Source organism: Paenibacillus sp. 598K, assembly GCF_003851045.1.
GTDB lineage: Bacteria > Bacillota > Bacilli > Paenibacillales > Paenibacillaceae > Paenibacillus_D.
Genome location: NZ_BFBX01000128.1, coordinates 27,066 through 48,553, shown reverse-complemented (window position 1 = coordinate 48,553; position 21,488 = coordinate 27,066). Strand labels below are relative to the sequence as shown.

Genomic DNA, 21,488 nt, shown 5'->3' with positions numbered 1-21,488 from the left:
GCTGCGCGGTCCGTAGCGGGCCGCGCAGCGCATTGGCTTCATCGGGGCTCCAGCGTCCAGCGGAGCAGCAGACCCGATTGGGTCAGTCCGCCGCCGAAGCCATACAGCAGCAGCAGTTGACCAGGCTGCACCCGACCGTCGCGCACGGCGAGGTCGAGCGCCAGCGGGATTGAGGCGGCAGAGGTATTGCCATAGTGGACGACGCTCTCCAGCACTCGCGTCATATCGATGCCGGTCCGCTCGCTGACCGATTCGAGGATACGCAGATTGGCGCTGTGGGGGATGAGCCAGTCGAGCGCCGGGGGCTCGATGCCGGCCGTTTCGAGCAGCTCCAGCACACCTCCGGACACTTGTGTCACCGCCCATTTATACACCTCGCGGCCGTTTTGCACGATTCGACGCTCGGTTGCGATCGGCTGTCCGCCGATGTTGTCGGATAACGCGGAACAGTAAAGATGATGCCCAGCGGCGCCATCGGTCGCGCTTCGCGAGGCGATGAAGGCGCCAGCGCCGTCAGCGGCGGCTTCGACGAGTACGGCGCCGGCCCCGTCGCCGAACAAGATACAGGTCGAGCGGTCGGTGTAATCCGTAATTTTGGACAAGGTCTCGGTTCCGATGACGAGAATCTTGCGGCAGCTGCCGCTGAGCAGCAGGCCGCTGGCGAGCTGCAGCCCGGAGACGAAGCCGGCGCATGCCGCCTGGATATCGACGGCCCCGGCGGAGACGATGCCGCAGGCATGCTGGACCCTGGAGGCGACGCTGGGGAAGACGGTATCCGGCGTCGAGGTGGCGACGATAATATAATCGATGTCGCTCAGCCGGGCCAGGTAACGATGCTCAAGGTCGCGTACAGCGGCGACGGCGAGGTCGCTCGCATACTCCTCAGGGGCGCTGATCCGCCGCTCGCGGATGCCTGTGCGCTGGACGATCCATTCGTCGTTCGTATCCACCATCCGTTCGAGATCCGCATTGCGGAGCACTTGCTCGGGTACATAGCTGCCGATTGCCGTGATGACGGCGTTGGATTGCATACGGCTGGTAGTCATCCTATCTCTACCTCCTCAGGGGATATATACTCTGGTTATAGTACCTGGTACTAATACTAGGTAGTATAAGGTTGAGGATGACTTATTGTCAATAGAGTTTGTTCGTGGTGGTGTTCGTCAAGGCGCCAAAAAACCTCCTCGCCTTCCTTTAAAGCAAGGAAGACGAGGAGGTTCACCAAGGGGTGCGAATAAAGATCAAATTTTTAACTCCTCAAGCTTAATCAACTCGACCACAGCTTGCGAACGACCTTTGACATTCAATTTTTGCATGACATTGGAGATATGGTTACGCACGGTCTTCTCGCTGATGTACAGATGCTTGGCAATATCTCTCGTTGTTTTGTCCTGCACCAGCAGCTCGAACACCTCGCGCTCCCGAGCGGTCAATAAAAACTTGCTCTTATGGTCGCTACCCTTCACGTTTTTGTCACCCCTCCTTGCCCGGGTTTTTATGGTCTAACAAGGTTAAGGGATACAGTCAAATTATAGTATGAATACGACCCTGCGATGGTGCGCTCCCCTCGAAAATTGGGCTGGACGGAACATGAAAAAAACCTCCCGCATAAAGCAGCAGGAGGACTTTGCTTTGTCTCATTTGTTTTGCCGCTTATTGAATCCCTGCTTCGACCGGGAAGATGCGGTCCACCATCGCGTTAAACTCGGCGATGTAAGGCTGCACAGGGCGCTTCAGCTGCGCTTCGTTCATATACATCGACATCCGATCGACGAATACCGGGTCCGACGATACGTAGACGCGGTCCTGTTGAGGATGGAGCTCCTTGATGATGCGGGCCGCCTGACGCTTCACATCAGTTGGAGGCTCGACGTTCTCGCGGTCCTCCATCGTGATGGCACAGTAGCTGTTGTGGTCGGCCAACAGCACATAGGCCGCTCGAACCCCTGGAATTGATGCCACTGCTTCCGAGACGTCGCTATTCATCTCCATTCGGTAGTTCTGATGAGCGCCGATCAGATTATTGCTGTTTAAGCGATTGCTGCCTGCCCGATTCATCTCATTCATCTGATCGACGGCAAAGCGCTTGTCAATGATCCAATTGCCGTTGGCGTCTTTTTTATATTGCTGTTGACGTATATTGCGGTTGCCGATATCGCCTTGGCGCTCATCGACGCAGCCTACGATTGCGACTGCGATGATCAAGGCCGCAGCACCGAGCTTTGCTATACGCTGCATACGCTCTGACCTCCTTGTGATCCTTGCCGTGCGGCACAGTGTCCGCTTTCCTTAGGATGTCATAATGTGGGGTCTGCTATCCGCCAAGGAGGGTGAGGAAGTTCAAAGTCGGATGCAGCTTAATTCTGGAAATGGTCCAATAATCTCGAGATAATAAATCTGGAACTGGAGGGATGTATGATGCAGTGGCAGCAAGTCAGAGAGTTGTTTCCCGACCAATTTGTTTTAATTTCCGTTATTGAATTCCACGAGGAGGACGATAAAAAGGTTATTACGGAGGTAGCCCCGATTCGAGAAGTTGCCGAACAGGAAGCGAATAGGGAGTTTTTTAACGCAAAGGCTGGACATCTTGTGTATCATACCTCCAATGTGGAGTGTATCGTTCATCTGCGCAGAGATCCTCTAATGAGAGTGTTATCGCGGGAGCAGCTTGACGGTGACGGATATGTCAAAACCCCCTCGTCTTCCTTGTTTTAAAGGAAGGCGAGGGGGTTTTTTGGTTAGCGAAATACTCAGGCTGCCCTCAAAGGCCGAAGAGGCACGGAATCGTTACTGGAGAAGCGAAGATTATCCTTCCGAAGTCGCTTTCTTGCAGAAAGCGTTTAGCTCGCCTTTGTCCCCGAAAGAACGATCCCGTGACCGTAGGCTCCGTTTTGAGGGCAGTCTAGAGGCCAGCAGCGCCGAACACGCGATCGAAGCCTTGGCGCGAGCGTTCTGCCAGCGCTTCAGGGCTGTCGGTCGGCGGAGCAGGCATGAGGATCTCTTGCGCGACGGGGCCGTTGTAGCCAATCGCATGTAGCGCCTTCAGGAAGCCGACAAGATCAATGACGCCTTCGCCGGGGTAGACGCGGTCATTGTCGAGCGCTTCAGCAACCGGTACATCCTTGGCATCATTGATATGGACATGGACGATCTGATCTGCACGCAGGCGTCCGATGTCCTCTAGCGTCATGCCTGTCGTATACCAGTGGTAGGCATCGAACAACAGACCGACATTCGGTTCGCCGATCGCTTCGATCCAGGCCAGCGTATCCTCGGCCGTCCAGAGGAAGGGATTGGCCCAGCGCGTGCGCAGATGATGCGGCCCTACGAACTCGAGTCCGAGCCGGATGCCATAGCCGCCGAGGATCTGAGCGCACAGTCTCAGCCGCTTGGTCGCAGAGACGGTGAATTGGGCGGCAGGCTCGTCCACGGAGGGCAGCACATAGGTGCAGCAACGGGTCACCCCGAGCGCGGCTGCCGCTGCGGCCTGAGCTGGCAGCGCCGTCAGCGAGGTGCGGAAGTTCTCCTCGGTCGTCCGCCAATCTACAGATAGCCCGATAGAGCCGATCGACAGACCCAGCTCGGACAGGCGTGCTTTTGTCCCATCCAGCCCGAGTTGGCCGATCAGGCCGGTCGGATCGAGGTCGACGGTCTGGAAGCCGTAGCGCGAAGCGAGCTCCAGGTACTGTTCATCATTTGCGATAGCCCCCAGACCAGCAGGGGTTAAGCCTCTCAGCATGATTGATATCCTCCTTAAGATCATCCCATTTGACCGCTGCCGACGATGTTCACGAGTCGAGGCGGCTATTTCCATTCTAACAGATTACGTTTTCATGGTAAGATAGAGCAACACGAAAAGCATGGCGGACATTTCGAACAATGTCTCAATAATTCGACGGGAGCGTCAGTGATGGCCCAGTATCCTCTCCAGCTCACAGATTATCCTAATCGGGACAGCGCGCTGCCCTTACATATCAACATCCATCGCTTGAAGCAAGGTTATCCGTCGCATCGTCACGATTTCCTCGAATTCTCTTATGTGACGGAAGGCTGTGGTTCCGAATGGATTAATGGCGTTCGGCATTCGATGCGACCGGGGACCTTCTCACTAATCCTGCCTTATCAGATCCATGAGATCGAGACGGAGCCTGGGCATACGCTGGAGCTCGTCAACTGCATGTTCGGCCTGGACTTGCTGATGGGGACGAGCTCTCATGAGGGACTCGGCCGCCTGCTGGCTGAGGATGCCTCGCTGTCGCCTCATCTCCAAATGACGGGCATGGAGCATGACCGTATGCTGCTCTTGCTGCGTCAGATGCTGGAGGAGTACGAGCGCAGCGACGATTGGCGAGGGGCGATGCTGAGGGCGAAGCTGACCGAGGTGCTGATCGTATTTGACCGGGAGCGTCGGTCGGGCGAGTGCGGATCGAAGGGGGCGTCGACCAATCTCGTCCCGGCCAATCCGATCTGGCGGGTCGTACACTACATCCAGCGACACCACCAGGAGCCGTTGACGCTGACGATCCTGTCGGATCGCTTCGCGATCAGCATGTCGCGGATCAGCGAGCGGATCAAGGAGGCGACGGGTTTATCCTTTATGCAGCTATTGAGCGAGCTTCGGATTCGCCATGCCTGCGGCCTGCTGGCATCTACCGGGATGTCGGTGTCGGAGGTATGCTACGAGGTCGGCTTCGGATCGTACAAGACTTTCGTCCGCCTATTCAGGGCGCGGGTCGGGATGTCGCCGACAGCATATCGCAAGCAGCGAATAGCCGCAGCGGCATTGCCGAGCTATAGATAAACAGAAGTAGGTAGCTCGTCATTTGTCAAGATAAAAATTATGGGACAAAGGGTCGAAAAAAAACGGCTTTGGGATTATTATAGAAGTAGGCATATGGTGTCAAAAAGATAGGGATGGTTGATGATCGTGACGCATTTTTTGTTATTCATGCTGTTCTCCACCATTGAGGGACTTTCGATCTATGCAGTTGCACTGTATGTGTTTCGTTTCGACCTCAAGAAATATTTCTGGCACTCCTTGCTGATTATTGAGATTATTAATTTTCAGAATTACCTCACAAGAGAGAATATCGAATCATTATCGTACATTGCTCCCATCGTCAATCTCATCATTACCGCATTGTTTTTCAGTACCATTGTTCGTATACCGCTGATTTGGTCCTTCTTGATGACGATTGTTGGTTATTCTGCGTCCATTGTTATTCAAGCGGTTTTTATTAATTTTTTGTTCTCGCTGGAAGAAATAAAGACCGATCCCATCAAGGGCTATCTATTCCAGTTGCTGACCGGGATATTAATATTTATTAGCCTTTACTTGTATCGAAAAGGCTATGGCTTTACATTCGATTTTGAAAAACTTAGATTCAAGAGAGAGCATATTATCATTATTTTGCTCATTGTTGCCTTTGTTGTCTTTTTAGGCATCATGATGCAATTGCTTGATGTATTTATCGGGCTTGTCGGCTTTGTCATTGCTTTGCTTATTTTTCTTTTTTATTCAATTAAGAAAGAGGCTGAGGAATATTGATAAACGCGATCTCGGAGAGAATTGCGATCAATATTAAAAAAAATGTGCCCGAGCATCCGGCAAGTCTTGCTGTTCTTCAATATTCAATCAAGCTGTTTATTAATACGCTTTCCGTCATTCTGTTTTCACTTGCTATCTCTCTGTACACAGGACGTGTCGTGGAGACGACAGTAGCCATGATCGGCTTTGCGCTTCTACGACAAGTTTCTGGCGGGTACCATCTTCAATCCGGGGTTTTGTGCATACTTGTTTCTTCTTTCGGTATCACTTTACTTAGTTTTGCGGATTTTGGCCCTACAGCAACCCTGCTGATGAACGGTGGAGCTTTTGTACTAGCTCTGCTTTATGCTCCTTCTCGAATCGAGAAGCAGACTCGCATTCCGACTCGCTATTTCAAGTATTTGAAGATGATTGCATTAGGTATGATTGCGGTAAGTGCAATCATCGGTTATTCTGTTCTCGCAGCAGCTTTCCTAACCCAAGGTCTCACACTGATTCGGGGAAGGAGGTGAGTAAATTGAAGAAACGTTTCTATACTACAATTGCCACTGTCCTTTCTTCTATCGCTGTGCTTGTCGTAAGTACCGCTAGTTGGTCATGGATCAACCAGCCGGAGACGCCTGAGGAACTGCTCAAATAATCCAACAGGGGATGGTCAATATGCATGAATGCAGGCATTTGTCCGTCGCGCTCGATGTTGATGGAGGATTGGGCCTTAAGCTGATTCAAATCGAAGACATTATTTTTTTCGAGTGTGATGGTATTATTAATCGTATCGTAGTCCATACTCGCGAGGCTAGCTACTACACGATGGGCACATTGCGGTTCTATGTGGAGCTTTTGAACAATAGCGGCTTTAATTTTAAGCTCGTGGATCGGAATAACGCTGTCAATATTCACAATATTGCTTATTTGGACAAGAGCACGAAAAAGGCTTATTTCGAGTGGCCGCTTACGTCCAATTCCAAAAGCTGCACGTTCTCGGCGAAGCATTTTGATGCGGTGGTTCGAGGAATGCCAGCCGGCGGAGCGATATTGGGCTACTAGACCAGAGAACCGCACGCTTCGTGCGGTTTTTCTCGTTGTCCGGAAGATGTGCACGGCCGTATCACCGATAAGAATAGGACTTGAGGGAGGCAAAACGAAACGTGAATCGTGACATTAGAAATGTGTATTGTGTGGGCCGCAATTATGGCAAGCATGCTGAGGAGCTGGGTAACGACGTTCCGGACAGCCCGATGATCTTCATGAAGCCTACGCATGCTATCGTGCCTCTGGATGACCAAGTGATTTCGTTGCCGGGTAGGTATGGCGACGTCCACTATGAGGCGGAGTTGGTGGTCCGGATCGGAGGGCGGTACAAGCCCGGTCTGGCTGTCGAAGCGCTGATCGACAGCTTTGCGCTTGGGCTCGACTTGACGCTGCGCGAGGTGCAGACGGTGCTGAAGCAGGATCGGCATCCGTGGCTGAGAGCCAAGGGGTTCGCAGGATCGGCGCCGCTGACGGCCTTCCGCCCGTTCGAGGGGCTCGACGCGCTCACCGAGACGTCGTTCGCACTGCGCATCAACGACGAGGAGCGCCAGCGCGGGGCGCTGCGCGACGCGATCTTTGGCTTGCCGGAGCTGTTCGAGCATATCGGCACGCACTATGGCTTGGATGAGGGAGATCTGATCTTCACAGGTACGCCTGCCGGTGTCGGCAAGCTGGGCGATGGCGACGAGCTGGCGTTGTACTGGGACGACCTGCGCGAGGGTGGCTGCCGGATCGCGCTGACGCCCGCTAGCTCTGACTGATCCGGTCGAAAAATGACGAAATCTCGTGAAACGAAAGGGGGAAGATGGTAAACTTATCGTATGGAAAGAAATTCTGGTGACCGCCTGAGCTGGAGGATCTATGGGGAAGAATGATGGATGGATTATATTGGCCAGTGTTGCGGTCGTCATGCTGCTGCCGTTGATCATCATGGTGCAGATGGTCCTCAACCCGCATGTGCCGCCCCGCGCCCAGGACGGCATCCTCGACTTGCGAGGGTGGGATTTCGCTGCTGGCGGCGTCGTGCCGCTGGAGGGCGAATGGGAGATGTACCGGAGCGAGCTGTTGTATCCGGACGACGACCTGACGTTGGCGGGGAAGCCAGCCACCGTCCCGGTGCCCGGCAAATGGAACGCTTATCTGCGCGAGGATGGCCATCCGGGCATTACGGGCTACGCGACCTTCCGGCTGGAGATCCTCATGCCGGAGGGGACCAATGGCATCTACGGCATACATATGAAAAACATACGCTCGGCCAGTCGCATCTTCCTAGCAGGAGAGCCTGTCGGCGCGAGCGGACAACCCTCGACCGACGAAGCGTATGGGGAACAGCGCAACATTCCATTCGTCGGCTATGCAGCGCTCAATGAAGACAGGGTCGAGGTGCTGGTGCAAATCGCGAACTACAGTTATTCTTCCGGAGGCATGATTATTCCGATCGCCTTTGGCGATCAGAAGTCGATCATGAGCAGCCGCGAGCTTGCGGTCGGGATCGATTGGATGTCGATGGTCGGCTTATTTATTCCCGCCTGCCTGTTCATGGTCGTTTCTCGTTTGCGCAAGAGCGAGTCGAGCATGCTTTATCTGGGCTTGTTTTGCCTCACCGCGATGCTGTATGTCTTCACGCACGGCGAAAAGCTGATGGGGAACTTGATCCCTGGTCTGGATTACGTCCTTTTCATGAAGCTGCAATTTGCTTGCTCTGTACTGGTCTATTACTTTTTGCTCCGTTATGTTGCGATATCCTTGCCGGGCACGATCAGCCCGGCGTTCGTACGCGCCGCATTTTGGGTGACGGTTGTAATGATGGGCGCTTCCCAGTTGCTGCCGCCGATCATCTTTAGTCGTGTGGAAGACGTCATGCTTGCGACCTCCTTTGTCAGTGTCGGGTATGTGCTGTACGCGATGCTGCGAGGGCTGAAGCAGCAGTCCGAAAATTTGTTTTTTATGATGGTCAGCATCTATAGCATTATGGCGATTATCCTGGTCAATGTGTTGATCATGCTCGGTCTCTCGGTGCCTTACTCGATCATGCTCTTCGAGATCATCGTTTTCGTATTCTCGCAGGGGGTGCTGATCGCGATCCGCTACGCCGCATCCTTCAGCGAGGTGGAGGCGCTGTCGGAGCGGCTATTGACGCTCGACGGCCTCAAGGATGAATTTATGGCCAATACATCGCATGAGCTGCGGACGCCGCTGCACGGGATCGTCAATATTGCCCAGACGATGCTGGAGGGCTCCTCGGGTCAGCTCAGCCGCAAGCAATCGGATCAGCTGTCGATGGTCGTCTCGACCGGCAAACGGTTGTCGGCGCTCATCAACGATATCCTCGACTTCGCCAAGCTGAAGAACGGTGACATCGCGATCCAGCGCAAGCCGGTCGATCTGGAGATGATCGCCAGCTCGGTGATCGAGATCGTCCGTCATGTCGAGGCCAAGCCGAGCCTGGAGCTCCGTCTTCAGTTGCCCGAAGGGCTGCCACTGCTCGATACGGACGAGGATCGGCTCTACCAGATCCTGTTCAATCTGCTGGGCAATGCGATCAAATTCACGCATCAGGGCAGCGTGACGGTATCCGCCAAGCATCATGGCGATCGGGTAACGGTTGCTGTCGCCGATACGGGCATCGGCATCCGTCCCGAACGGATGGGCACGATCTTCGACGCTTATGATCAAGGGGGCTCGGCAATCTACCGCAGCTATAAAGGCACGGGGCTTGGCTTGAGCATCACGCGCAAGCTGGTCGAATTAAACGGGGGGCGCATCTGGGCGGAATCGACGCCTGGTCAGGGTTCGATCTTCCGGTTCACGTTGCCCGTCGCAGCGGATCAGTCCAGGGCGGGAGCGGCCCGCGAGCTGTCTGCCGGTCTGCTGACTGCCGCGGCGATGGCTGAGCCTCAGGAGGAGACGACGAGCCCTGAGCAAGGCGAACGCAGCCGAATCCTGGTCGTCGATGACGATCAGGTCAACCTGCAAGTGCTGATCAACGCGCTGTCGCTCGAAAAACACGAGGTCATCCCGGTGCAGAGCGGTGTCGAGGCGCTCGACATGCTTCAGCGTAATCCGGATATCGACCTGGTCATCACCGACTGGATGATGCCCGGCATCTCGGGGCTCGAGTTGTGCCGGCGCATCCGGGAGCGCTACCTGCTATCGGATCTGCCGATCCTGATGCTGACGGCGCGCAGTCGCTCCGAGGATAGTCAGACCGCCTTTGCCTCCGGCGCCAGCGACTACCTGAGCAAGCCCGTCGACCTCGGCGAACTGCGCGCCCGCGTGCGAACGCTGGTGGAGCTTCGTTCCTCGGTCAAGCAGTCGATCCGGACCGAGATCGCGTACCTGCAGGCGCAGATCAAGCCGCATTTCCTCTACAATGCGATGAATACGATCATCTCCGTCTGTTACGACGATCCGGACAAGGCGATCCAGCTGTTGTTCGAGCTCAGCCAATACCTGCGCAGCAGCTTTGACTTTCAGAACCGCGAGCGCACCAAGCCGCTCGCTGGCGAGCTGGAGCTGGTGAAGTCTTACCTGGCGCTGGAGAAGGCCCGCTTCGACGAGCAACTCGTCATCGAATACGATATCGACGAGTCGGTGCGCGTGCTCATCCCGCCGCTGAGCCTGCAGCCGATCGTCGAAAATGCCGTGCGCCACGGCGTCATGCAGCAGGAGGAAGGCGGCACAGTGAAGCTGTCGATCCGGCAGCTGGATGACGTCATCGAGTTCGCGATCGAGGATAATGGCGTCGGCATGTCGCCGGAGCGGGTGCAGGCGATCTTCAACGGACCGAGAGGGACGGGCGGCGTCGGCTTGCGCAACATCCATCAACGGCTGCGATCGATCTACGGCACAGGTCTGGAAGCGGAGAGCCGGGAGGGGGCGGGTACGACGATCCGGTTCCACATCCCCGTAAGTCCGGGCAACAGTCTATCTGAAGAGAGGAGCGAGCGGCGATGATGAATGCAATCTTGATCGATGACGAAAAGCCGGCGTTGCAGCAGCTGGAACGGCTGCTCAAAAAAGACGGCCGCATCGAAATTGCCGGCAAATACACCTCCGCCCGCAAAGGTCTGGAGCATCTGAAGGAACAAAAGACGGATCTGGTCTTCCTCGATATCGGCATGCCGGAGATGAACGGCCTGGAGGCGGCGGAGCATATCCAGGCGATCCATCCGGATATACGGATCGTCTATATTACCGCTTATGCCAATTATGCGGTGGAGGCTTTCGAGCTGCATGCGCTCGATTATTTGCTCAAGCCGATCAATCCCGAGCGATTCCGCAAAACGCTCGAGCGCATCGAGCAATCGCTCCGCCAGACGCCTGAGCCGTCGCGGCCTATCGTGCAGGCCGAGGCCGCGATCCAATGCTTTAAGCGGCTGGAGCTATATCACGAGGGGGATGCCCGGAAGAAGCTGAAATGGCGCACCTACAAGGCGCAAGAAATGTTCGCTTATCTGCTGCATCATGAGGAGCGGTGGGTGCTGAAGGATCAGATCGTCGATGCGGTCTGGCAGGAATACGAGCAGGACAAGGCCGTCACGTATCTGCACACGACGGTCTATCATATCCGCAAGCTGCTGAAGGAATGGGGCGTGCAGGCGAAGGTCGAATTCTCGCAGGAGCGTTACCGGCTGTTGAAGTCCTCGCTGCTGACGGATGTCGAGCTGTTCGAGCGACTGGCCGGGATCTCCGAGATTCAGAACGCCGAGCAAGCGAGCCAATACGAGCAGGCGATCGGGCTGTATCGGGGGGAATACTTCGAGGAGCATGATTACGGGTGGGCGTCGGCGAAGCGCAAACTGCTGCATCAGCAGTTCATTGGGGTTAACCTGAGATTGGCCGAATACGAGCTGCGTTATGCAGATCGCAAGAACGGACTGGATCGACTGCTGCAACTGCAGGAGAGGGAGCCGTATTCGGAGGAGATCTGCCGGCTCGTCATGGAAGGGTATGTACACGCTCGGGAGCTCGGAGCAGCCCGCGCCCATTATCTGAGCTTCAAGACGTTGCTCCAAGAAGAGCTCGGCATCGAGCCGGAGTCCGATTTTCAGAAATGGGCGCTGACGCTGCTGTCGGGCTGACGGCGGCGCGGCATGGACGGCTAGGCTGGCGAGAAGCCTTCCTCCTCGAGATAGGCGCGCGCCTCGTCTTCGGTCTCGAAGGCCATCTCAAGATTAGGTCCGTCATAGACGTACCAGAGATCGTCAGTGTAGGATAGCTGGAGCAGATGTCCCTCGGCGTTGCGCCAGCTTGTCGGCAGCCCATCGGCTGACGAAGCCGAAGAGGACGACGGATCTGTAGCGTCCGACGACTGAGGGGCATCGGGGCCATCGGCCAGCGAGTCGATCGCTTGGCGCAGCAGGCTGCGCAGCTCGGCCTCCGGATACTCCCTGATGTTGACGAAGCCCTTGTCATCCGTGGATTGCCCCGCGATGCGCGCGGCATAGACGAAGCCGTTGCCGCCCGGGTGCAGATGGTAGACGACCGTCTTCTTGTCGTAGCGGCTGCCTTCGAAGTGAAAGTTGACCCGGCCAAGCGAGACGTCCTTGCGGACAAGCTCCGGGAATTCGGCGATAATCGCCAGTTTTTGATCAAACGTGAGCATAAGGTCCTCCTAAGCGCAGCTTAATGTTGTGATGCGTATGGGCATTGTGGACATCATAGCATAATGTACCAACAAGAAAAAAGGTCTTTGCCGCATCCGAACGAATCGGGGGCAAAGACCTTTTGTTGTCAGGCTACCAGCGGCTGACGCCCGGCTGCGGACAGCGGGAGCGGCTCAGGCGGGCCTTCCAGGCGACGAGACAACCGCAATGACGGCAGGTCGTGCCGTACTGCAGGGATGGGCAATCCCGGCAAAGCGCGAGCCGCTGCGCATAGATGCCGTCCTCGGCGAGATCCTCCGGCGGCAGCTCGCCCAGCTTGGCCCATAGCCGGGCCATCTGCTCGTCCGTCACCTTGACGTCGGCCGAGCAGCCCTTGCAATTGTCCCTTCCGTCGGTTCTGCTCGCCGCGTTCATTATTGCAGCTTGAGGACGATGACGGATGCAGCCGGCGCGTCCAGCGACAGCTTGCCGCCCTCCAGCTTGGCGCCGTCAAAGGCTTGCGGCTTCACCGCTTCGGGCTGCTCGAACGTGTTGTGTCCGCTCAGCGTCTCATGGACGAGGATCGAGCCCGACACGGAGCTGCGCGTCTCTGCGCTCAGATCGATCTCGAGCGGCGCGGACGCCTCGTGATGCAGGTTGCAGATCGAGATGTTCAGCGCGCCTTCGCTGTCGATGGAGGCCGACAGGCTGAGCTGCGGGATGCGCTCTGCGCCGTACGTATAGTCCGGGCTGACGAAGTCGAGCGCGACATGCTGCGCATCCTGATGCACCTTGAACATATGGAATACATGATACGTTGGCGTCAGCAGCAACTGGTCGCCTTCGGTCAGGATGACGGCTTGCAGTACGTTGACGATCTGGGCGATGTTGGCCATCGTCACGCGGTCGCAGTAGTTGTTGAACAGGTTCAGGTTGACGCCTGCGACGAGCGCGTCGCGCATCGTGTTTTGTTGATACAGGAAGCCCGGGTTGGTGCCCGGCTCGACATCGTACCAGGTGCCCCACTCATCGACATACAGACCGATCCGTTTGTCGGGGTCGTACTTGTCCATGATGGCGGAATGCTTGGCTAGCAGGTCCTGCATCTCGAGCGTGCGGCGCATCGTCGTGAACCAGTAGGCTGTGTCGAAGTCCGTCGCCGAGCCCTTCTGCTGCCAGTCGCCGGTAGGCAAGGTGTAGTAGTGCAGCGTGAGCGCGTCCATATACCGGGCGGCGTTGCGCATCAGCACCTCGGTCCATTCATAGTCATGGGCATTGGGTCCGCAAGCGATCTTCGTAATCTTGTTGTCGCCATAGTTGCGCACGTAGGTCGCATAGCGGCGATATTCGTCGGCGTAGTACTCGGGGCGCATGTTGCCGCCGCAGCCCCAGTTTTCGTTGCCGACGCCGAAGTACTTGAGCTTCCAAGGCTCCTCGCGCCCGTTGGTGCGACGCTGGTTCGCCATCGGCGATTCGCCGTCGAAGGTCATGTACTCGACCCATTGCTGCATCTCATGGACCGTGCCGCTGCCCAGGTTGCCGTTAATATACGGCTCGGCGCCGATCAGCTCGCACAGACGGAAAAACTCATGCGTGCCGAAGTGGTTGTTCTCGACGACGCCGCCCCAGTGGGTGTTGATCATGCGGGGACGCTGCTCGGCCGGGCCGATACCGTCCTGCCAATGGTACTCGTCGGCGAAGCAGCCGCCGGGCCAACGCAGGACCGGCACCTTGAGCTCGCGCAGCGCCTCGAGGACATCGTTGCGCATGCCGTCGGTGTTCGGGATCGGCGAGTCGTGACCGACCCAGATGCCTTCGTAGATGCAGCGGCCGAGATGCTCGGAGAAGTGACCGTAGATGTTTTTGTTGATGGTGCCTTTGCTGGCTTGCGGACGTACAGTTACTTGGACCATAGGATGTGAAAGCTCCTCTCGTAAATGAAAGACTGGGATAAAAGCGTGTTCAGTGGGTCTTGTCGATGCTCGGGACAAAGGAGTCCCGCAAAATCAGGGTCGCTGGAAGCAGCAGCGACTGTACGCCGTCGCCCTCGGCGTAGGGAGTGACTCGTGCGCCGCTGGCAAGGATGTTCATCAGCTCGGCTGTCAGCAGCTTCATATCCAGATCAAAGGTCGTGAGCGCGGGCGTGAACTGACTGGCCAACTGAATGTTGTCGCAGCCAATCACGGCCAACGCCTCCGGTACGGACACTGCCCGCTCCTTGAGACGCTGGATCAGCCCGACGGCCATCCAGTCATTGGCGGCAAACAGCGCTGCCGGCGCCGAGTCGGCCGCGATCCAGGCTTCCAGCGCTTCTGCCGCGTCGTAGCCGCCGGACCAGTTCATCTTGCTGGTCCATGTATCCGCTTCCAAGCCTTGCTCGGCGAGTCCATCGAGGAAGCCAAGCTTGCGTTGCGAGGCGGAGGGGTAGCGATCCGGTCCGGCGAGCAGCGCGATGCGACGATATCCCGCCTCCAGCAGCAACGTTGCTGCCCGGCGTCCGATGGCATAATCGTCAAAGCCGAGATGGATGACAGAGGTCGGCTGGCCATTGCCCTGGATGACGATTACCGTGCTGTATGCTTCGTTGAGACGGGACATCAGGCTATCGGAGACGACGCCGATGACGACGAGCGGGACATTCGGCTCTTGCGCCATAATTTGCGACTCGTGGACCATCATCAGAGCGATCGCTTGCAGAGCGGCTGTCGTCGTGATCTCGACGAGGAACTCATTGTAAAACGGGTCCGTGCTCTTGATATCCGGCGAACAGAACAAATGGAGCGCACGCACCGCCTTGCGCGGCGTCGTATACGTGCCCTTGCCCTGAATCTGCGTCAGCAGTCCTTCCTCGACGAGCAGCTTGACAGCGGCCCGCAGACTGATCCGGCTGACGCCGAACTGCTCTGCCAGTTCCCGCTCTGGAGCGATCCGGACAGGCTCGGTCGTCTGCAGCCGGGCGACCTGCTCACGCAGCCGGGCTGCCAGCTGCTCGCGCAGCAATGGTTTTTTGTTCATTCCACCCCTCCCTCGTTACATTATGTGATAGTACCAATATAGTACCAATAAATATGCGGCTTGTCTAGCCGTTGATCACTTCTCCGCCATTGACATGGAGCATCTGCCCCGTCATATAGGAGGAGTCGTCGCAGGCGAGGTAGACGTAGGCGGGAGCTAGCTCCTCAGGTTGGCCTGGCCGTTGCATCGGCGTGTCCGCTCCGAAGGTTGCGACCTCCGTCTCCTCGAAGGTGGACGGGATAAGCGGCGTCCAGATCGGCCCCGGCGCGACGCCGTTGACGCGGATGCCGCGTCCGGCTACGTTGGTGGACAGAGAGCGAGTGAAGGCGACGATCGCCCCTTTGGTGGCGGAGTAGTCGAGCAGCTTGGGGCTGCCCCGATAAGCGGTGACGGAGGCGGTGTTGATGATCGAAGCGCCCTTCTTCAGATGCGGCAGCGCAGCCTTGGTCAGATAGAACATGGCGAAGATATTGGTGCGAAACGTCCGCTCCAGCTGTTCGTCGGTGATGTCCTCGAGCTTGTCCTGCGGATGCTGCTCGGCCGCGTTGTTGACCAGGATGTCCAGCCGCCCGAAGCACTCGATGGTCTGGCGGACGACGCCCGTGCAGAAGGCTGAATCGCCGATATCGCCAGCGAGCAGCAGACAACGGCGGCCCGCTTGCTCCACATGGCGAGCGGTAAGCTTGGCGTCCTCATGCTCGTCCAGATAGACGATGACGACATCCGCGCCTTCTTTGGCGTAGGCGACAGCCGCAGCGCGGCCGATGCCGCTGTCGCCACCGGTGATGATAGCGACCTTATCGGTCAGCTTGCCCGCTGGTCGGTAGGTCTCCGAGTCGAACTTTGGCAGGGGCTGCATCTCGGACTCCAGGCCCGGACGACGATTCTGATGCTGGGGAGGGTTGATCTGTTTTCCATTGCTTGATGGCATAGCGATTCATCCTTTCCTTGTGACGGGTCAAGCCCGAAGTAGGGTTTAGTCTGCGTATACCCTTATACTGGGAATCGCAAACACATCTCATACCTGGAAAGGAAAGGGCTGGCGCGCCAAGAAAGGGGAGAAAGCTAGAAAATGCTCCAGTTGTACTGGACCGAAAGCTTGCGGAGCAGGTCGATCCCTGCGGTGCTGTTGCCCTTGCTGTTGAGCGCAGGGCCGATGACGCCGATCCCGTAGCGGCCGGGGACAAGGGCGATAATACCGCCCGAGACGCCGCTCTTGGCAGGGATGCCCGCTTGAATGGCGAACTCGCCGGAGGCGTTGTACATGCCGCAAGTGACCATGAAGGTCTTGGCGATCTGGACGTAGCGGTAGGGGATAAGCGATTGGCCGGTGACGAGGTCGTAGCCGCCGTTGGCGAGCACCATGCCCATGCGGGCAAGTTGCTCGCAGTTGACCTCGATGGCGCATTGGCGGAAGTAGACGTCGAGCACATCCTCGACGGCGATCTCGTCTGCGAGCACGTCATTGTCCTTGAGGAAGTAAGCGAGCGAACGGTTGCGGTGTGCGGTGCGATGCTCGGAGGCATAGACGTCGTAGTTGCAGTCGATGGAGCTGTCGCCGGCGATCATCCGGAAAAAGTCGCGAATCCGGACAAATTGCTCGTCGGTGCTGTCGCCCTTGATCAGCGCTGTGACGGCGATCGCGCCGGCGTTGATCAGCGGATTGAAGGGCTTGCCGGGCTCGACGAGCTCCAGCTTCAGCATCGAGTTGTAATCGTCGCCCGACGGCTCCATGCCGACATGGTTGAAGACGCGCTCCTCCCCCCGGTCCATCAGCGCCAGCAGCAGCGTGAACACCTTGGATATACTCTGCATCGTAAATGTCAGGCCGCAATCGCCTGCGTTCGTCGTATTGCCGTTCGTATCGATCAGCGTGCATCCGAGCGCATCGGCAGGCGCGTGGGCCAGCTCGGGGATATAGTCGGCGACCTTGCCGCGCCTGGCGGCCTGGCGGCTCTCCTCCAGCCATGCAGGCAGATGGGCCTCGATATGCTGCCATTCAGTCTTAATCATAACAAGCTCCTCTCAACATCAGGATGGCCAATATTATAAACAGTTCGACATCGCGCGCCCGGCTACCTGCGGCGCGGACCTCACGGTCTTTCCCGAGGAGGAAGGGGTGCCGCAAGCTGGGGAATCTGTGCTATGATTAGGGAATGAACGATGGTGGAGGGGAATCATGGGAAAAGTTTTAATCTTCTCGTTTTTGTGGTGGCTCGTCGGCAATCCTTTCCTCGCGATACTTATCCTGCTGGCGGTACTGTATGTGTTAGACCGGCGCTTCCTCGGCCTCTCGCCGAGTCTGATGAAGCCGCTGCGCCGCCGTCGGCGGATCGCCCAGCTGCGCCAACAGCTGCTGCTCAATCCGAGCGACGTCGATGCCAAGCAGGAGATGGCGCGGGCGCTGCTCGAGCGCAAGCGTTATCGCGACGCCCGCGCTGTGCTGGAGTCGATCGGCGATACGCTGGAGGATTCGGCCGAGTATTGGGACGATCTGGGCGCCGCTTGTCTGCATACGGGCGATCCCGAGCGCGGCAAGGCCGCCATCGAGCGGGCGCTCGCGATCAATCCCCGCGTCAAGTATGGGCAGCCCTATCTGAGGCTCGCCGGGATGTATGGCGCGCAAGGCCAGACCGAGGAAGCGATACGTTGTCTGGAGTCGTTCCGCGACATCCACTCGTCCTCCTGCGAGGCGTACTACAAGCTCGGCCAGCTCTATGAGCAACTGGGGCGCCGCGACGAGGCGAGGGCGGCGTATGGGGAGGCTGGCGACATCTATCGGTCGCTCCCGCGTTACAAGAAGCGGCAGGAACGCAGATGGGCGCTGCTCAGCGGACTGCGCAAGCTGCGCGTCTGACGGGAGTGCCAGCGTCTGACCGTAGCTCGGCATCGCTAGAACGGTTCGGGCAGCATGACGGCGCGCGGACGACCGCCGATCCATACCAATGACCAGGGGATGTTGCATGACGATGATACGAAGACTGTGGTGGAAGCCGCTGCTGCTGATCGTAGTTATTGTAGGCAGCACGCATGGGCTGTATTACCTCTTGACCAAGCAGGCGCTCGAGCGGAGTCTCAGGCATGAGCTGGGCGCAGTGGCGGGACAGATCGAGATCGCGATCGAGCAATCCAGACTCGGCGCCGAGAAATATCAGGAGCAGATCGGGCGGCAGCTGCGCAGTGTCTCCATCGCTGCCCAGTATGCGCTGGATGCGGATATCGAGAAGGTGCGCAATGAACAGCTGATCGAGCTGAGCGAGCGGCTGGGCGTACTGCATATTACGCTGCTCAAGCGGACCGAGGACGATATCGTGCTCTATCGTTCGTCCGATTCCCGGCAGCTGGGGCTGAAGACGAGCAGTTGGAAGCCATGGTACGAGGCGTTCAACCAACTGTTCGACAAGCGGCAGGTGACGATTGATTGGGGGCAGTCGCTGGACAACTTCTGGACCGGCCCCTTCGAGGTGGCTTCGTCGGATACGAGCAAGGTCCGCAAGTGGGGCTACTACTATGACGGCTCGACCAATTATATCATCGATCCGTATGTCAGCTACGATATGCAGCGCGAGTACGAGGAGTTGACCGGCGCCGATCGGCTGATCGAGCAGACGCTGCTCAAAAATCCGACACTGCTCGAGATCGGCGCTGTCAATCCGAGCACCTATCCGCGCGGCGAGCAGCTGACCGAAACCGAGCTGGGCGAGGAGCTGCGCCACATTACGCAGATGCCGGTCTTCTACGGCTCCAACGCATATGTGGCTCGCGACGAGCTAAGGCATATCGATGAAGCTTATCGGACCAATACCCCGGTGACGATCCGGACGACGATCGCGGGGCGGCCGGTCATGAAGCAGTACGTGCCCGTCTCCATCGACCGCGTCGCCAGCATCCTCGATGCAGAGGGCCAGCCGCTCGACCGATATGTGCTGACGATCGTCTCGGATTACAGGCAGGTGCAAGACGCCCTGACGCGTCAATGGCTGATGCTCGCCGGTATAGCCGCCGTATTGATCCTGTGTGCAGCCGTCGTCGCCTCGCGGCTTCGCAGACCGGTCGAGTCTCGCCCCACGGAGGATGAAGTCGGCTCGTCCCGGCTTGCTGCGATCCGTTCGCTGGCAGAGCAAGGCAAGCTGGACGAGCTGTGCGCCTATGTCGACCGGATGACCGAGGAGGACCGGCAGGCTCGCCTCAGGCAGTCCGAATAAACGACAATCTGTTATCTGTAACCCTCGGAGTATGCGGACACACCCCAGGGAGGTCTTCACGCCGGCGCATGGCGTGGATGGCCTTTTTTTGGCATGCTGCTGCAACGATATCCATCCCCTCAAAGACGGCGCAGCGCGTATCGCCTTGTGGTATAATGATAAGATGCATGAACAAGGGAAGACAATGGAACGGAGGAGCTCATGGACATGACTGCTAGCCTTGCCGACGGTCAATGGAATGCAATGAACCAGCAGATGATCGACCATATCCCGCATGCGGCGCTGGAGCAAGGGATGACGAGCTTCCGGAGCGGGATGGTCCGGTCCGTCGACCAGATAGAGGAGAATCGCGTCTACGGTATCGTCGATGATGTGCGGATCCTCGCCGTCATCCTCGATCTCGAGCAGCTGCGCTACAGCAACTGTACCTGTCAGGCAGAAGGTCCGTGTCGACATATGGGGGCGGTATGGTACGCCTACTGCGCCAGACTCGGCATCGAGCCGCAAGTGGTCCATGAGCATCTGCTGCGGGGGGAGATCCTGCCCGGCAGAGAATCGCCCGGCCCGCAGTCGCGGACGGAGCGGCCCCCCAGCCCGGGACCAGACGGCAGCGTGACGGCATGGCGGGCATGGTTCGGCGAGGTGTATGGCGAGGTCTGGCAGCAGTGCAAGCAATCGCTGCATCCGATGCAATCGGTCCTGTCGGAGATGAAAGGCTCGGCCAAGCATTGGGGCAAGGCGAGGCAGCGTTACCATTGGCTTCATACGATCGAATTTGTGCTGGAGCAGGTCGAGCTCGCTTATGCGGTGACCGACTCCTACAGCAAATATTATTACGAGATGTCCTTTACCCGTTCCGTCGATCCCTGGGTTGCGCATTTTGAGGAGCTGTCCGTCTCGCTCGATCCAGCGGCGATGTCGACCTGGGAGACGAGTTGGACGACTGCGCTCGTCGATGCCCTGCGGGAGCGTGCGCTGGACCCGCAGGCTTCTCTGCTGCGTTGGGATCGGCTCTACCATCTGATCTGGTCGCGGCTCAGCGACTCTGCTTCGTGGCGCGAGGCAGAGCGGCGAACGTTGCTGGCGCTGCTGGAGGAGCGACCTGCATATGAGCTGCAGCAGCTGACGTTCCTTCAGTCCGTGCTGGCGCATTTCGATGTGATCGAGGGTCGGGACGATCTGGCGGTTGCCCGCTTGGCCGACGTTGCCTTCGATCCCGTCGTGGAGCTGGTGTACGGATTTGCTCGGCAGCGGCTCGAGGCTCGCAAGTGGGAGGCTTTTGGCCGATGGATGGACTATCTGCATCGCCAGCTCGCGGACTGCCGCAATACGGCGATCCTCAGACCCTATCTGACCTTGTGCCGCGAGGCGGATATCCATCATCCAGCAGCCGGCAGCCGATGGACGGAGCGGATGATCTCCCTGCTCCCCTTTGCATATAGCGAGCTGTCCGAGCACTGGATGGAGCGCTCTGACTACGAGGCGTGGGCCGACCTGCAGCTCTTCATCGGCGTCCGGCCGGAGGAGCTCGATATGCAGGATGTCCGCTCGGTAGCCAAGCATGCGCCGTCGGCGCTCATCCCGCTCTATCATCAGGCCGTCGATGAAGCGATCCTCTCCCGCAACCGTCAGGGCTACCGCAATGCCGTCAAGCTCTTGAAGAAGCTGGAGAAGCTCTATAAAAGCGACGGGCGAGCGGCGATATGGGAGCTGTACGTCGAGCAGTTGGCCCACAAATACCAGCGGCTGCGCGCTTTGCAGGAGGAGCTGTGGAAAGGAAAGATCTTCACATGAGCAGAACGTTGGAGCACAAGCAATGGAGCGTCGACGGTCGCTGGGCGACGGGGGAAGGACTGTGGCTGTCGGGCGCGGGTTGGCAAGGCTCGCTGCAGCGCTTGAAGCATCTGCTGTTCGCCTGGCATGAGGGCTCGTGGTACGGGGCCGAGATCGAGGAGAAGCGGCTGGACGGCGTCGATGGCTTGCTGCTGCCGCCGCTGCTCGCGATGGACTATGCCTCTCGGCCACAGCCGGTGCGGCTGCTGGCTATCCGATGGTCGGAGGAGGCGGACCGTCTGCTGCAGACGGCACGGCTCCTCCGCC

22 protein-coding genes and 1 pseudogene are annotated in these 21,488 nt (G+C 57.9%); 13 read left to right on the top strand and 10 right to left on the bottom strand.

The window, feature by feature from the left end; all coding sequences use genetic code 11:
- Nucleotides 1–38: 38 nt before the first annotated feature.
- The 3 genes from PA598K_RS29490 to PA598K_RS29480 form a co-directional block, all read right to left on the bottom strand.
- On the bottom strand, nucleotides 39–1,046 hold the full coding sequence (locus PA598K_RS29490) for a ketoacyl-ACP synthase III (RefSeq protein ID WP_128660369.1): 1,008 nt from the start codon (nucleotides 1,044–1,046) through the stop codon (nucleotides 39–41).
- A 195-nt stretch (nucleotides 1,047–1,241) separates the two neighbouring features.
- Nucleotides 1,242–1,466: a helix-turn-helix domain-containing protein gene (locus PA598K_RS29485; protein ID WP_128660368.1), complete on the bottom strand. Its 225-nt coding sequence runs from the start codon at nucleotides 1,464–1,466 to the stop codon at nucleotides 1,242–1,244.
- A gap of 187 nt (nucleotides 1,467–1,653) precedes the next feature.
- Nucleotides 1,654–2,238, bottom strand: a complete 585-nt coding sequence (locus tag PA598K_RS29480) for a YhcN/YlaJ family sporulation lipoprotein (protein WP_128660367.1) — start codon at nucleotides 2,236–2,238, stop codon at nucleotides 1,654–1,656.
- Nucleotides 2,239–2,415: 177 nt separating this feature from the next.
- Here PA598K_RS29480 and PA598K_RS29475 point away from each other — a divergent pair, with 177 nt between their 5' ends.
- Entirely contained in the window at nucleotides 2,416–2,715 is a 300-nt protein-coding gene (locus tag PA598K_RS29475; RefSeq protein WP_307719901.1) for a hypothetical protein, read from the top strand.
- A gap of 187 nt (nucleotides 2,716–2,902) precedes the next feature.
- On the opposite strand, the gene PA598K_RS29470 is transcribed toward PA598K_RS29475, so the two are convergent.
- Nucleotides 2,903–3,739 (bottom strand): sugar phosphate isomerase/epimerase family protein, encoded by an 837-nt coding sequence (locus PA598K_RS29470; protein WP_128660366.1) that lies wholly within the window; start codon nucleotides 3,737–3,739, stop codon nucleotides 2,903–2,905.
- Nucleotides 3,740–3,910: 171 nt separating this feature from the next.
- On the opposite strand from PA598K_RS29470, the gene PA598K_RS29465 reads away from it, so the two are divergent.
- The 8 genes from PA598K_RS29465 to PA598K_RS29430 all read left to right on the top strand — a co-directional run bounded on the left by PA598K_RS29465 (nucleotide 3,911) and on the right by PA598K_RS29430 (nucleotide 11,664).
- Nucleotides 3,911–4,801, top strand: coding sequence for a helix-turn-helix domain-containing protein (locus PA598K_RS29465; protein ID WP_185602301.1), 891 nt, complete (start codon nucleotides 3,911–3,913; stop codon nucleotides 4,799–4,801).
- 126 nt (nucleotides 4,802–4,927) lie between these two features.
- The gene (locus PA598K_RS29460) at nucleotides 4,928–5,548 is read left to right on the top strand and encodes a hypothetical protein (RefSeq protein WP_128660364.1); all 621 of its coding nucleotides are present in this window, start codon (nucleotides 4,928–4,930) and stop codon (nucleotides 5,546–5,548) included.
- The gene (locus PA598K_RS29455; protein WP_128660363.1) at nucleotides 5,545–6,060 is read left to right on the top strand and encodes an accessory gene regulator ArgB-like protein; all 516 of its coding nucleotides are present in this window, start codon (nucleotides 5,545–5,547) and stop codon (nucleotides 6,058–6,060) included. Before PA598K_RS29460 ends, PA598K_RS29455 begins: the two co-directional genes overlap by 4 nt.
- 5 nt (nucleotides 6,061–6,065) lie before the next feature.
- Nucleotides 6,066–6,188, top strand: coding sequence for a cyclic lactone autoinducer peptide (locus PA598K_RS29450; RefSeq protein WP_128660362.1), 123 nt, complete (start codon nucleotides 6,066–6,068; stop codon nucleotides 6,186–6,188).
- A 20-nt stretch (nucleotides 6,189–6,208) separates the two neighbouring features.
- Nucleotides 6,209–6,595, top strand: a complete 387-nt coding sequence (locus PA598K_RS29445) for a LytTR family DNA-binding domain-containing protein (protein ID WP_185602300.1) — start codon at nucleotides 6,209–6,211, stop codon at nucleotides 6,593–6,595.
- 101 nt (nucleotides 6,596–6,696) lie between these two features.
- Nucleotides 6,697–7,341 carry a fumarylacetoacetate hydrolase family protein gene (locus tag PA598K_RS29440; RefSeq protein ID WP_128660360.1) on the top strand — a complete coding sequence of 215 codons (645 nt, stop codon included), beginning with the start codon at nucleotides 6,697–6,699 and terminating at the stop codon, nucleotides 7,339–7,341.
- A 100-nt stretch (nucleotides 7,342–7,441) separates the two neighbouring features.
- A complete protein-coding gene (locus tag PA598K_RS29435; RefSeq protein ID WP_128660359.1) occupies nucleotides 7,442–10,537 on the top strand; it encodes a hybrid sensor histidine kinase/response regulator in 3,096 nt (1,031 codons plus the stop codon).
- On the top strand, nucleotides 10,534–11,664 hold the full coding sequence (locus tag PA598K_RS29430) for a response regulator (protein ID WP_260405672.1): 1,131 nt from the start codon (nucleotides 10,534–10,536) through the stop codon (nucleotides 11,662–11,664). The genes PA598K_RS29435 and PA598K_RS29430 overlap by 4 nt, the downstream gene beginning before the upstream one ends.
- Nucleotides 11,665–11,684: 20 nt before the next feature.
- Here PA598K_RS29430 and PA598K_RS29425 read toward each other — a convergent pair whose 3' ends face one another.
- From PA598K_RS29425 to glsA, 6 genes are all read right to left on the bottom strand, one after another.
- Nucleotides 11,685–12,188 (bottom strand): hypothetical protein, encoded by a 504-nt coding sequence (locus tag PA598K_RS29425; protein ID WP_128660358.1) that lies wholly within the window; start codon nucleotides 12,186–12,188, stop codon nucleotides 11,685–11,687.
- Between the two features lie 133 nt (nucleotides 12,189–12,321).
- The gene (locus PA598K_RS29420) at nucleotides 12,322–12,603 is read right to left on the bottom strand and encodes a DUF6171 family protein (RefSeq protein WP_128660357.1); all 282 of its coding nucleotides are present in this window, start codon (nucleotides 12,601–12,603) and stop codon (nucleotides 12,322–12,324) included.
- Nucleotides 12,603–14,081, bottom strand: coding sequence for an alpha-N-arabinofuranosidase (locus tag PA598K_RS29415; protein WP_128660356.1), 1,479 nt, complete (start codon nucleotides 14,079–14,081; stop codon nucleotides 12,603–12,605). The genes PA598K_RS29420 and PA598K_RS29415 overlap by 1 nt, the downstream gene beginning before the upstream one ends.
- A gap of 49 nt (nucleotides 14,082–14,130) precedes the next feature.
- Entirely contained in the window at nucleotides 14,131–15,183 is a 1,053-nt protein-coding gene (locus PA598K_RS29410; protein ID WP_128660355.1) for a substrate-binding domain-containing protein, read from the bottom strand.
- 64 nt (nucleotides 15,184–15,247) lie between these two features.
- Nucleotides 15,248–16,114, bottom strand: a complete 867-nt coding sequence (locus PA598K_RS29405) for an SDR family oxidoreductase (RefSeq protein ID WP_128660354.1) — start codon at nucleotides 16,112–16,114, stop codon at nucleotides 15,248–15,250.
- A gap of 134 nt (nucleotides 16,115–16,248) precedes the next feature.
- The gene (gene glsA, locus PA598K_RS29400; protein ID WP_128660353.1) at nucleotides 16,249–17,196 is read right to left on the bottom strand and encodes a glutaminase A; all 948 of its coding nucleotides are present in this window, start codon (nucleotides 17,194–17,196) and stop codon (nucleotides 16,249–16,251) included.
- 166 nt (nucleotides 17,197–17,362) lie between these two features.
- On the opposite strand from glsA, the gene PA598K_RS29395 reads away from it, so the two are divergent.
- From PA598K_RS29395 to PA598K_RS38340, 4 genes and pseudogenes are all read left to right on the top strand, one after another.
- Nucleotides 17,363–18,040: a tetratricopeptide repeat protein gene (locus PA598K_RS29395; RefSeq protein WP_128660352.1), complete on the top strand. Its 678-nt coding sequence runs from the start codon at nucleotides 17,363–17,365 to the stop codon at nucleotides 18,038–18,040.
- A 106-nt stretch (nucleotides 18,041–18,146) separates the two neighbouring features.
- Complete coding sequence (locus tag PA598K_RS29390) at nucleotides 18,147–19,388, top strand: hypothetical protein (RefSeq protein WP_128660351.1); 1,242 nt, start codon at nucleotides 18,147–18,149, stop codon at nucleotides 19,386–19,388.
- Between the two features lie 207 nt (nucleotides 19,389–19,595).
- Entirely contained in the window at nucleotides 19,596–21,182 is a 1,587-nt protein-coding gene (locus PA598K_RS29385; protein ID WP_128660350.1) for a hypothetical protein, read from the top strand.
- Nucleotides 21,179–21,488 (top strand): annotated as a pseudogene (locus PA598K_RS38340) (DEAD/DEAH box helicase); the annotation flags it as partial. The gene PA598K_RS29385 and the pseudogene PA598K_RS38340, both read left to right, overlap by 4 nt.